This window comes from Pseudomonas sp. GL-B-19 (assembly GCF_019956415.1).
Taxonomy (GTDB): domain Bacteria; phylum Pseudomonadota; class Gammaproteobacteria; order Pseudomonadales; family Pseudomonadaceae; genus Aquipseudomonas.
Map to the genome: position 1 here is coordinate 1 of NZ_JAHBDK010000085.1, position 12,667 is coordinate 12,667.

The window sequence follows — 12,667 nt, forward strand, 5'->3', positions numbered from 1 at the left end:
ACCGATATGTGGCGCGCTACAACAATGTAAGGCGCCACAGCTACAACGGTTACCACTCGCCGGTAGCGGCAGAAAAGATGGCGGCGTGAGAACCGAAAACAATGTCCAAAATTACTGGACCAGATCAGGCTCGCTCCTACAGGGGTTTTGTGTTTGGGTCAGTGACCAGAGGCAGCCGGCCCAGCCTTCGCCGCAAACGGCGGTTTCGCCAGCCATACAATCAGAATCAGCCCTATGAACCCCCACCCTAGTAACGTGAAGTAATCCACGGTTGAAAGCATGTAGGCCTGACTTGTCAGTACATGATCGAGCTGCGCATATGCCGGATTCCCCGCCCCGCCCAGCGTGTTCAGCGCATCGCGGGTGGCCGGGTCGAACGTGGTGATGCTTTCGCTCAAATACGCGTGATGCTGATCCGCCCGGCGAATCCAGATCCACGTGGTCAGCGACGCCGCAAAACTGCCGCCCAACGTGCGCAGGAACGTCGCCAGGCCTGCGCCGTCGGCGATCTGGTTCGGCGGCAGGTCCGACATCAAAATGCTCAATGTCGGCATAAAAAACAGCGCCACGCCAATGCCCATGAACAGTTGCACCAACGCGATGTGCTGGAAGTCCACGTCATTGTTGAACCCGGCGCGCATGAAGCAGCTCAGGCCAATGGCCAAAAACGCCAGCCCAGCCAGCAGTCTCAGGTCGAACTTGTGCGCGTACTTGCCGACAAACGGCGACATCAGCACCGGCAGAATCCCGATCGGCGCCACAGCCAGGCCGGCCCAGGTCGCGGTATAGCCCATTTGGGTTTGCAGCCATTGCGGCAGGATCAGGTTGATGCCAAAGAATCCGGCGTAACCCAGCACCAGCACCAACGTACCGATGCGGAAGTTGCGGTAGGCGAACAGCCTCAGGTTCACCACCGGGTGCTGGTCGGTCATTTCCCAAATCACGAACACCGCCAGCGCTATCACGGAAATGGCCGCGCCAATCAGGATGAAGTTCGACTCGAACCAGTCCAGGTCATTGCCCTTGTCGAGGATAATCTGCAATGCACCGACACCAATGATCAGCGTGATCAACCCCACGTAATCCATCGGCTGGCGGCTGGTTTCCACCGGGCGAGCCTTGAGTTGCTGGCGCACCACCATCACCGCGAAGATGCCGATGGGCACGTTGATGAAGAAAATCCACGGCCAGCTGTAACTGTCGGTAATCCAGCCACCGAGGATAGGGCCTGCAATCGGCGCCACCACTGTAACCATCGCCAGCAATGCCAGGGCCATGCCACGCCTCGCGGGGGGATAGACCGCGATCAGCAACGTCTGGGTCATTGGGTATAACGGGCCGGCCACCAGTCCTTGTAGCACCCGAAAACCGATCAGCTCCGGCATCGACGTCGAGATGCCGCAGAGAAACGAAGCCAGCACAAACAGTACCGTGGCCCAGAGAAACAGCTTCACTTCACCGAAACGGCGGCTGAGCCAACCGGTCAGCGGCAGCGCAATCGCGTTGCTCACGGCAAACGAGGTAATCACCCACGTGCCCTGCTCCGAACTCACGCCCAGGTTGCCGGAAATGGTCGGCAGCGCCACGTTGGCAATGGTCGTGTCGAGCACCTGCATGAAGGTCGCCAGCGACAGGCCGATGGTGCTGAGCAACAGGCTGGGCGGCGTGAAAGAGGCGTTATTGCTCATCGCGAATCCTTTGAAACCGGGTGGGCGCAGCGCCCTTTAGCCAGGCGCCGTCTACCTTGTGGGAGTGAGCCTGCTCCGGGCGGCGTTCCGACGATGGCGGATTAACATTCAACATCTTTGTTGATTGATCCACCGCTATCGCCGGAACGCCGCCCGGAGCAGGCTCGCTCCCACAGGGTCGGTGTGATGGCGAATCAGCGTTGCGCGGTCTTGCTGACCGCGGCGCTGTTGTCGTGGATTAACTGGGTGATCATCGCGTCGGCCTCGGCCAACTGACGGTCATAGATGCTGGTGCTGAACGAGGCCTTTTGCGGCGGCTGTTGCGCCAGCACCGGGCCGCTCTGGTCTCGCAGGTTCACATCGACTTGAGTCGACAGCCCCACGCGCAATGGATGCTTGGCCAGTTCTTCGGCGTTTATGTGGATCCGCACGGGTACGCGCTGCACGATTTTGATCCAGTTACCCGTGGCGTTTTGCGCGGGCAGCAGGGCAAACGCGCTGCCGGTGCCGGCGCCGAGACTGTCGATGGTGCCGCTAAATTTCACGTCGCTGCCGTACAGGTCGGCCTGGATGTCCACCGGTTGACCAATACGCATGTCACGCAGTTGGGTTTCCTTGAAGTTGGCGTCGATCCACAGCTGATCCAGCGGAATCACCGCCATCAACGCGGTGCCCGGCTGAACCCGTTGTCCCAATTGAACGGAGCGCTTGGCCACGTAACCGGTCACCGGCGCGATCAAGGTGCTGCGCGAGTTGTTCAGGTAGGCCTGACGCAGTTGCGCGGCCGCCGACATCACGTCCGGGTGCGACGAGACAACGGTGTCATCCACCAAAGCGCTGGTGGTGTTCAATTTCTGTTTGGCGTTGGCCAGTGCGTTTTGCGCCGAGGTCAGGTCGTCGCGAGCGTGGGACAGCTCTTCCTGGGAAATCGCGCCGCCGGCGGCGAGGTTTTTCCGGCGATTGAAGTTGTCCTGCGCCTTCTGCACCTCAGCCTGCTGGGCATTGACCTGGGCTTTCATGCCGTCGACGTTGCTGTACAAACCGCGGACCTGACGCACGGTGCGGGCCAGATTGGCCTGGGCACTTTGCAGCCCGACTTCAGCGTCGCTCGGGTCGAAGTTGATCAGCACCTGACCTTCGTGGACCAGGTCACCGTCATCGGCGCCGATGCTGACCACGGTGCCGGTGACCAGCGGAGTGATTTCCACCACGTTGCCATTGACGTAGGCGTCGTCGGTGCTTTCTTTCCAGCGCCCGTAGAGTTCGTGATAACCCCAGACGCCGACACCGGCGAGGACGACCAGGATCGCCAGCGCGACCAGCATGACTTTGCGTTTACGCGGATTGTTTGTGTCTTGCGCGTTGTCCGGAGCTTGAGGTGCATCGACAGTGGCCATGACCAATACCTTGAATTAGTTGTACTGCGTGGCTGGGGTTGCGTTGGCTGCGGTCAGGGTTTCTCCCTGAAAACCGCCGCCCAGCGCTTGCATCAATTGGATCGACAGGTCGATCTGCTCGGCATTCAGGTTCGCCAGCTGACGCTGGGCCTGGAGCAACTGCTGCTCGATGCTGAGCACGTCCAGGTAGTTACCGATGCCGGAACCGTACCGTTGGAGCGCGGTGTTGTAAGAATCCTGGGCAATGTCGGTGGCGTGCTGCTGAGCACCGATCTGCCGGCCGATATCGCGTAACTGATTAATGGAGTCGCTGACGTCACCGAGCGCTTTCACCAAGCTTTTGTTGTACTGCGCCACCGCGAGGTCGTAATCGGCGTCTCGCGAATCGAGGTCGGCACGCAGCCGGCCGCCATCGAAAATCGGCACTGAAATCGTGGGGGCGATATTGAAGAAGCGGCTCGCCGAACCAAACATTGCGTCGCCCAACAACGATTCGGCACCGGCGGCGGCGCTGAGGTTCAAGTTGGGATAGAACTGGGTTTTGCCGGCGGCGATGTTCTTGCTCGCCGCCTCGACTCGCCAGCGTGCGGCCACCAGGTCGGGACGACGACCGAGCAACTCGGCGGGCAACACCGACGGCAGAGCGACAGCGCTGGCCTGAAGGATTTTCGGCCGAGCGATTTCTTTGCCGCGATCCGGGCCTTTGCCTAGCAGCACGGCCAAGGCGATTTTTGCGCTGTTCAGGCGTTTTTCGGCGTCAATCAGGCTGGCCTCGGACGTGGCTTCCAGGCTTTGGGTTTGCTGGAGCTGGTACTCGCTGTCGATGCCCGAACTCAGGCGACGCTGGCTCAAGTCGAGCATTTTGCGGGTGCGTGTCAGGTCTTCATTAGCCAGGTCATAGACGATGTGCGCCTGACCCAAATCGCTATAGGCGCGCGCGACGTCAGCGGCCAAGGTCAACTGCGCGGCCTGTTGATCGACTTCGGCAGCACGGGCTTGGCCCAACGCTGCTTCCCAGGCGTCGCGCTGACCGCCCCAGAGATCGAAGTTGTAATTGAAACTGGCGCCAATGTTGCGCACGGTGGCGTAAGTGCCGCCCTGCCCGGTCGGGTCCTGGTCACGGGACAGTCGCGAACGGCTGACGCCGGCACCAGCATCGAGGGTCGGCATGCGCGCGGCGTCGGCGGCGTAGGCAGCGGCGCTGGCCTGATGCGCGCGGGCGTCGGCAATTTGCATGTCGGGGCTGTCGTGCAGGGCTTCGCGGATCAGGCCATCGAGCTGTGGGTCGCCGAGGCTTTTCCACCAGTCGGCTTTCGGCCAGGCCGCCGGCGAAAGGGTTACGCCACTGAGGGATTGACCGGCCTTGAGGGTTTTCGCGCCGAGGCTTTGGCCTTTGGTGGTCAGGCCGCTGTAGCTGGCGCAACCGGCCAGGGTCATGGCGGCCAGCACCAGACTGAGGCCTGTACGCAGGGTTTTACTGCTCATTTGTCGCCTACCCGCAGCAGCGTGATCGAGTCACCGGCTGCCACCAGAATCTTCTTCAGGATTTGTTCCAGCGTTTTCAATTCATCCGGGGTGATGGCCTTGGCCAGTTCGTTCATCGCGTCGGCGCCGATGTGCGGCAGACGGTCGGCGAGTGCCTGGCCTTCTTCGGTCAGCACCAGTTGAACCTGGCGGCGATCTGCCTCCGAGCGTTGGCGGATGAGAAAACCTTTCTGTTCCAGACGATCGAGCATGCGGGTCATCGAACCGCTGTCCAGCGACAGGTGACGGCACAGCTCGGCCGGGGTATCGACGCCGAACTGGGCGACGATGATCATCACTTTGAACTGCGCGGCGGTGATGCCATAGGGTTCCATGTGAGTGTCAATGAGCCGGTCCTTGAGCAGCGCGGCGCGCCCGAGCAGGAGGCCGAGATGGCAATTGTGGAAATCATCTGGCGAGAAATGCTTCATCGAGTCACCAATTAGCTGCCTAGGCAGTGAATGTATGACGAGATGTTACTGCCTAGGCAGCCAATGTCAACGCAATAGTTAGGTTGCTTAGCAATTAGTTGACCAATGGTGTCGGGTATTTTGCGTCGGGCACACTGACGCCATCGTCGGAACTCGGTGTCTTTGAAGGAAACGGGCTTAGAAATCCCGCTTGTAGAAGATGTCCAACGAACTCGCCACGCCGCTTGCCGCTTCGAGGAAGACCTTCTTGCTCAGCTTGTAGCGCAGGGCAATGGTGTTGGCCGGTTCAAACACGCCCACGCCATAACGCAGGCTGAGTTTTTCCGAGATATTGCCACTGGCCACGACGGCGGTAGTGGTGCCGCTGCCCTGGGTATCCAGTTGGAAATCCTGGATCCCCAGGTTTTTGGCCAATCCGCCAGTCACCCCCGAACTGCCCATCAAACCCAAGCCGAGCGCTGCCTGGGCAAGCATGTTGTTGTCTTCGCCGTTGCTGCTTAGCGGACGCCCCAACACCAGATAGGACAACGCCTGTTCCTGGCTCATGGACGGTTCGGAGAAGATCTGCGTGGTCGGTTGCTCGGCGCTGCCGCTCAGGCGAATACCGGCGATCACATCGTCGGTCTGGCGAATCGCCTCGATGTCCAGGTAAGGCTGATCAAGGGGGCCGGCAAACAACAAGCGCGCCCGGCGCACGGTCAGGCGCTGACCGTAGGCGCGATAACGCCCGTCGTTGAGCCACAGTTCGCCACGCGTGTCCAGGTTGTCGCCGATGTGTACCTGGCCCTGCACATTAGCGGTCAGGCCAAACCCGGCAAAGCTCAGCTTGTCAGCGCCGACCACCACATCAATGTCCATCTTCATGGCCAAGGGCGGTTTGCCCTCTTCGGTCTGCCGGCCAACGATCACCACGTCATCGGATACCTTGACCGTGGAAGGCGGCAACTCGCGGATGGTGATCTCGCCTTTGGGCACCAGCACTTTGCCGGCGATTGCCAGTTCGTCACCCTTCATCGAGATCTTCAGGTCCGGCGCGACTTCCAGCTTGGCGTACGGCTCGACGGTGACCGGTAGCTGCGAGCCCTTGAGCGTCAAGTCCACCACCAGCGCCTGTCCCCAGGCGATGTTGCCGTTGAGGGTGCCCTGCCCGGTCTTGCCGCTTTTCCAGTCGCCATTCAATTGCACGGTTTCACCGGCAATCACCGCTCGCAGCTGCAAGACTTGAAGCGCCATCGGCAATTCCGGCCCGGAGACTTCGCCGTCGCTAAGCAACAGGCTGCCGTTAACCTGCGGTGCCAACAGGCCACCGGAGATCGTGCCACTGCCATTCAAGCGCCCGGTGATTTTCTCGACCATTGGCACAAACGGCCGCGCCACCGACAGGTCGAGCCCGCTCAAGCGGAACGAACCGGTTAGCGGTTTGTTCTTCGGCAACGGGTTGAGCTGCGCCTGAACCATCAACTCGCCGAGCTTGCCGCCGACGAAGTTGAGGTCCGTATCGATACGTTTTGGCGTGAGTTTGCTGGTGAGTTTCAGCGTCTGGTACGGGAAGTCCAGCCACTGGTCCTTCTCCTTCATGCGCAATGTACCGCCGCTGGCGTCGATGCTGATCAGACCGTTCGGGCCGCTGGCGGGCAGGTCCAGTTGCAGGTCGGCGTTGAGCCGGCCCTTCCAGGCGAGATCTTTGGGCAGCCACTGCGCCAGACTTTCAATCGGGAACTGCTTGAGGTGAAAACGCAGCTTCGGCTCTGGCATTAAACGCTGGTCTTCACCGCACAGGTTGGCCGGGCCGGACATCCAGCAGTGAGCGCCCAGGTTGATCTTGCCATCCGCCAGTCGCTCCAGTTTCGCCGGGCCTTGCAGTTTCCAGTCTTGCCCGCCGGTCTGGATATCGCCGCTGGCCAGGCGCCCGCGCCAGTTGCCTTGGTCAAGCGCACCGTCAAGGCCGAGGGCCAGCTTTAGTTTCGGGCCTTGCAAGTCGAGGCTGAGCTTCTGGTTTTTGATGTCGCCCTGACCGCTGGCGGTTAGCGTGCCCAGCGACGTGTCACCGGCCTGAATACCGCTGCCCTTGAGGTCGATTTTCGCCCGTTGCGCACTGTCGAGGGTCGCGTCGAGGTTCAGGCTTTGCAGGCGATTGTCGTCGAAAGCCAGTTGCGTGCCTTGCAGCCCGAGCTTGCCTTGCGGCGCCTTGATCGTGCCGGCGACATCGATGCGGCCGTTCAGTTGACCGCGCAGTTGCGGCCAGAGCTGGGCCAGACGCGGCATCTTGATATCGATCTGGCCGGCGAGTTTCTGTTGCAGGCTGCCCTTGCCGTTGATGCTGTTGTCGCCAAGGCGGATTTGTAGCGCATTGAGGTTCCACTGCTCGCCATCGCCGTCGGCTTTGGCCTGGATCACGGCAGGTTGCCCGCGCAGTTTGCCTTTGAGGTCGAGGTCCGCATTGAGGCTGAGTTTGTCATTCTTCATCTCGCCGTTGCTGCGCAAGGGGCCGGCCAGTGTGCCCGGCAATTCGGCGACCCAATACGCCGGGTTGATCGCTGACAGGTCGAGCGCGGTGTCCCAGGCAATGCCGTCGGCAAATTGCAGGTTCAGGTGCCCTTCGGCCTTGCCCTGCCCGGCCTGGAGTTGAATTTGTTGCAGGTAAATTTTGGTCAGGTCGCCACTGAACGGGCTGATCAGGGTGAAGGCACCGGCGGGGCCATCCAGCGCTGCTGTGAAGCTGCCGAGGTACTTGCCGTCGGTGTAGGAGATGTCGCCTTTGAAGCTGCGCAATGCCACTTCCGGTTCGTCAATCGACGGATAGAGGCGGTGCCACGGAAAATCCAGCCAGTCGATTTTCGCGTCGGCGCTCAGGCCTTTGCTCCAGTCGAGGGTGCCGCTGAGTTTGAGGCTTTGCTTGTCGTTGGCGGTGAAGTCAAGGCCGGCGATCTGCGCGCCCTTGGCATCGACCTTGCCTTGCAGCAGCAACGCGACCGGGCCTTGCTCCGCGGGCAGCGTGGCTTTACCGAGCAACTGGTACCCGTTTTTCAGGTCGCCGTCGCCGGTGAGTTCCAGTTGATTGAGTTGCAAGGTGTCTGGCAAGTCAGCGGCGGGTTTGAAGCCGTCGGCGGTGATTCGTACCTTGGCCGGCAAGTTGTCCGCCAGCGGTTGCAGCTCGCCGGTCAGTTGCCCGTTCAAGTAACCGCTGCTGTCGGCTTTCAGGTTCAGGGTTTTCAGCAAGTCGCCGTCCACTTTCAGCGCCAGCGCCCAAGGCTCGGGAGCCGGCAGGGTCAGGTTGCCTTCAGCTTTGAGCGGCCAGTTGCCGGTGGGTTGCAGCAGACCGGAGAGGTTCAGGCTCAGATCATCGCGTTGCAACTTCACCGAATCAATCTGCAAGCCTTGCACCGTCCAGTGCGCCGCCAGTTGCAGGCCTTTGAGCGCTTCGCTGCCGTTGAACAGCAGACTACCAACCTGGACATCACCCAGTTCAATCGCCAAGGGCAATGTCAGGTCCGGAAGGCTGATCGGCCCGCTGCTTGCTTCATCGGTACCGGGGGGAAATTGCAGGCTGACCTGATCGGCTTTCAGTTGCTCGATGCACAACGCCATACGTGTCAGGCACAGCGGCGACCAAGCAAAAATTACTTTGCTCAGCTCGACCCGGCTGGTGTCCTGCTGCCACACCAGATGATCGGCACTCCATTGTCCACCCAGACGACCCTGGAAATTTTCAAGGGTCAGACCCGACGCAAAACCGAGCGCCCAACGGCTGCCCCCAGCGGTGCCCAACACTGTGGTGACGGCGACAACGACCAGCATGAGCAGCGCCAGAATCGCCAGCAGCGTTATTTTCAAACCACGATTCACAGCTCAGGCCCCATGGAAAAGTGCAGTCGAATACCGCCGTCGTCATCCAGCGCATGGGCCAGATCAAGGCGCAACGGCCCCACCGGCGAGACCCAGCGCAGGCCGATACCTACCCCGGTCTTGAGGCTCGGCAGATCGAGTGTATTAAAGGCGTTGCCTTGGTCAACGAAGGTCGCGACCCGCCATTTTTCGGCGATGGAGTATTGGTATTCTGCGCTCGCCGCCACCATGTAACGACCTCCGATGCGGTCACCCTCGGAGTTTTCCGGGGACAGGCTCTGGTAGTCGTAACCGCGCACGCTCTGATCGCCACCGGCGAAAAACCGTAACGACGGCGGCACTGACTTGAAGCCATTGGTAGCGCTGCCGCCGACCTGTACCCGGCCAAGCAACCGGTGTTTCTCGAAAACCGTGGTCAAGCCTTTCACCAACGCGGTGCCGTACAACAGGTTATTGTCCGAACCCAGGCCTTCTTTTGCTACTTTGGAGTCGAATTGCAGGCGATAGCCGTTGTGCGGGTCGATGCGGTTGTCGCTTTTAAGGTAGGAATAGTTGACGCCGGGCATCAGCAAATTACTCAACCCCGAGTCGTCACCCAGTTTGTAATCCTCGTGCTGCCATTTCAGCGACACCACCCGCTGCCAGCCACTGGGCAGTTTGCTGTGCCATTCCGGGCCGAGGGTCAGCAGTTTGCTGCGGGTGTCGGTGCCGTCAATTTCTTCATTCTGATAACCACCGGCAAAGCGCAGTTTGTCGGTCAGCGGCGGGTCCAGGGGAATGTCGTAGAACAGCCCGACGTTTTGCCGAGGCGCCGAGACTTCGGCCTCCCAGCCATAACTGTGCCCCTGCGGATTGACCCAGTGCCGGGTCCAGTTGGCCTTGATCCGGGGACCGACGTCGGTGGAATAACCCAGCCCCAGGCCCATGGTCCGTGGTTTGCGGGTTTCGAGTTTGACGTCAACCGGGATCACATCATTTTGGGACGCCGTCGGCGTCGCATCCACTCGAACACTTTCGAAATAACCACTCGATTGCATGGCCTGATTGAGTTCGGCGATCAATTCGGAGTCGTAAGGTGCGCCTTGCTTGAACGGCACCATGCGTTGCAGCAGGTCCTCGTCAAACGGCGTATCGCCTTCGAAACTGACCTTGCCCAAGGCGTAGCGCGGGCCGCTGCTGTAGATCAGTTCGATATCGGCCACGCCAGCGCGCGGGTCCACCAACAATTTTTGACTGGTGAAGTGACCGCTGAAAAAGCCGAAGCGCGAGGCTTGATTCTGTATCAGGCGTTTGGCGTCTTCGTAATGACCATGATTGAGCACCGCACCGGTTTTCAGCGAAGCGCTTTTGGGCACACGAAAAGACTTGAGTGATGCGGCCGGGCCGTCGATACGAATCGTGACATTGCGCAAGTGCACCGGTTCGCCGGGGTCGATGTTGAGCACCAGGCGCGGCGTTTTGCCGCCCGTCACGTCGCTGTCGATCTGCGGCTGGTAATAACCCAAGGCCTGGGCGGCCTTGCGCGCCTGCTCCTCGGCGCCACGACTGAAGCGTTGCAATGCTTCTTCGTCACGATCGCCGAGGCTGCCGATATAGCCCTCTATATTGGCTTTCAGCTCATCGTTGGACGGTTTGATCCGAACATCCAATTCACTTTGGGCCAGCGCCGCGCAGCTGGTGAACAGCATCAGCACGCCACTGGTAAATCTTCCTGGAAACTTCATAGGCGCGGATGCTATCACGAGCTTGGGAGCGTGATAGAGCCTCGCATGGCGTTAAAGTTCTACCGTTTATGCCGTTGAGGTTTGTAACACCTGCGGATTGGCGTGGAAAAAAACATGCTCGCGAATCGGTCCTACGGCAACCTCGCCGATTTCCTCGTACCCCTGACGCTTATAGAACTCCAGATAGCGAGAATTCCCGGTGTCGAGGATCACACCTTCGGAGGTTTCATCCACTGCGCACCAATTATGCACCGCTTGCAGCAGTTGTTCGCCGAAGTGTTTGCCCTGAAATTGCGGGTGAATGCCCAGCAGTGGCAACACATGGACCGAGTCACTCGGCACGCAAGCGGCAACGGCGGCGTGGTAGTCGAGATAGCGGCGGGTGCTGCGAAAACCCGCGCTGAGCACCATGCGCAAACGCCAGGCCCAACTTTCGGTGATACCCAAGCGTCGTAGCGGCGGCGCGATCAGCGCTATGCCGATCAAACGGTCGTTGACCAGCAGACCGATAGCCGGCAAGTCCTGAAGAAAGTGTTGTTTGACCAGTTCGCGCACGGTCGCCCGCACGCGATGTTCATAGCCGGGGCGTTCGGCCTCGAACAGGTAACCGAAGGTCGGTTCGTGCCGGTAAGCGTGGTAAAGCAGGGATCGCGCTTCGTGGGCATAACCACTGTCGAGCATGTGAATGTCGGCGATGGCGGTCGAGGTTTCAGGCATAACGGTTGATCTCCCCGGTACAGCTCAAATGGCTGTGCTCTTGTTGTTACGAGCCTATCGGTGCTGACACAGTTCCTTACTGATCGAAGTCAGTGCTGACGGTGATTGCACCATCGCGAGCAGCCTCGCTCCCACAAAGGTATAGACCAGACTGGGACTGTATGAGCGAGCCTGCTCGCGATGAGGCCCGCATGAGCCAATAAAGACCTACCGCCGAACACGAATCCCCTCACCCCACGCTGGCCCGATTCCTACATGTCAGCTAGCATCGCCCTTTTGCCAGGACTGCCGACCATGAAGATCGTCTCCTTCAACATCAACGGGCTGCGCGCTCGCCCGCATCAGCTGGCGGCGCTGATTGAAAAACACCAGCCAGACGTCATCGGCTTGCAGGAAACCAAGGTTCACGACGACCAGTTCCCGCTGGCCGAGGTTCAGGCGCTGGGCTATCACGTGTATTTCCATGGGCAGAAAGGCCATTACGGCGTCGCCCTGCTCTCGCGCAAAGAACCACTGGCCCTGCACAAAGGCTTCGCCACCGATGAAGAAGACGCTCAACGCCGCTTCATCTGGGGCACATTCGCCGACGCCAATGGCGTACCGGTGACCATCATGAACGGTTATTTCCCACAAGGTGAAAGCCGCGACCACCCGACCAAGTTCCCGGCCAAGCAACGTTTCTACAGCGACCTGCAACAACTGCTGGAAAGCCAGTTCAGCAACGATCAGCCGCTGGTGGTCATGGGAGACGTCAACATTTCACCGGAAGACTGCGACATCGGCATCGGCCCGGACAACATGAAACGCTGGCTGAAAACCGGCAAGTGCAGCTTCCTGCCGGAAGAACGCGAGTGGATGGCCCGCCTGAAAAACTGGGGCCTGGTGGACAGTTTCCGTCACCTGAACCCGGACGTGACCGACCGTTTCAGCTGGTTCGATTACCGCAGCCGCGGCTTTGAAGACGAGCCCAAGCGCGGGCTGCGAATCGACTTGATCATGGCCTCCCATGGCCTGCTGCCACGGATCAAGGACGCAGGCGTGGATTACGAACTGCGCGGGATGGAAAAACCGTCCGATCATGCACCGATCTGGCTTGAATTGAGCTGATATCTAAAGCTCAACACAAAACCCTGTAGGAGTGAGCCTGCTCGCGATAGCGGTAGCACATCCAATATTGATGTCGACTGACTCACCGCTATCGCGAGCAGGCTCACTCCTATGTATGGACTCGCCCCCACTGTCTACCTGCTTTTCAAACACTGCTACCCGGTTGCATCTATGTATAAGGCCTATTCGAGGAAGCCATCTTTGGCTTCTGGCCAACATTGGTTGAGCTCACG

8 protein-coding genes are annotated in these 12,667 nt (G+C 60.0%); 1 reads left to right on the forward strand and 7 read right to left on the reverse strand.

The window, feature by feature from the left end; all coding sequences use genetic code 11:
- Nucleotides 1-158: 158 nt before the first annotated feature.
- The 7 genes from KGB06_RS26685 to KGB06_RS26715 all read right to left on the reverse strand — a co-directional run bounded on the left by KGB06_RS26685 (nt 159) and on the right by KGB06_RS26715 (nt 11,327).
- On the reverse strand, nt 159-1,688 hold the full coding sequence (locus KGB06_RS26685) for a DHA2 family efflux MFS transporter permease subunit (RefSeq protein ID WP_223521158.1): 1,530 nt from the start codon (nt 1,686-1,688) through the stop codon (nt 159-161).
- 194 nt (nt 1,689-1,882) lie between these two features.
- Nucleotides 1,883-3,085 (reverse strand): efflux RND transporter periplasmic adaptor subunit, encoded by a 1,203-nt coding sequence (locus tag KGB06_RS26690; RefSeq protein WP_223521160.1) that lies wholly within the window; start codon nt 3,083-3,085, stop codon nt 1,883-1,885.
- 15 nt (nt 3,086-3,100) lie between these two features.
- Complete coding sequence (locus KGB06_RS26695; protein ID WP_223521162.1) at nt 3,101-4,570, reverse strand: efflux transporter outer membrane subunit; 1,470 nt, start codon at nt 4,568-4,570, stop codon at nt 3,101-3,103.
- Entirely contained in the window at nt 4,567-5,040 is a 474-nt protein-coding gene (locus tag KGB06_RS26700; RefSeq protein ID WP_223521164.1) for a MarR family winged helix-turn-helix transcriptional regulator, read from the reverse strand. Before KGB06_RS26700 ends, KGB06_RS26695 begins: the two co-directional genes overlap by 4 nt.
- Before the next feature lie 177 nt (nt 5,041-5,217).
- A complete protein-coding gene (locus tag KGB06_RS26705; RefSeq protein WP_223521166.1) occupies nt 5,218-8,886 on the reverse strand; it encodes a translocation/assembly module TamB domain-containing protein in 3,669 nt (1,222 codons plus the stop codon).
- Nucleotides 8,883-10,610, reverse strand: a complete 1,728-nt coding sequence (locus tag KGB06_RS26710) for an autotransporter assembly complex protein TamA (RefSeq protein WP_223521168.1) — start codon at nt 10,608-10,610, stop codon at nt 8,883-8,885. Before KGB06_RS26710 ends, KGB06_RS26705 begins: the two co-directional genes overlap by 4 nt.
- Nucleotides 10,611-10,676: 66 nt before the next feature.
- A complete protein-coding gene (locus tag KGB06_RS26715) occupies nt 10,677-11,327 on the reverse strand; it encodes a GNAT family N-acetyltransferase (protein WP_223521170.1) in 651 nt (216 codons plus the stop codon).
- Nucleotides 11,328-11,621: 294 nt separating this feature from the next.
- Here KGB06_RS26715 and xthA point away from each other — a divergent pair, with 294 nt between their 5' ends.
- Entirely contained in the window at nt 11,622-12,434 is an 813-nt protein-coding gene (gene xthA, locus KGB06_RS26720) for an exodeoxyribonuclease III (protein WP_223521172.1), read from the forward strand.
- Nucleotides 12,435-12,667: the final 233 nt, after the last annotated feature.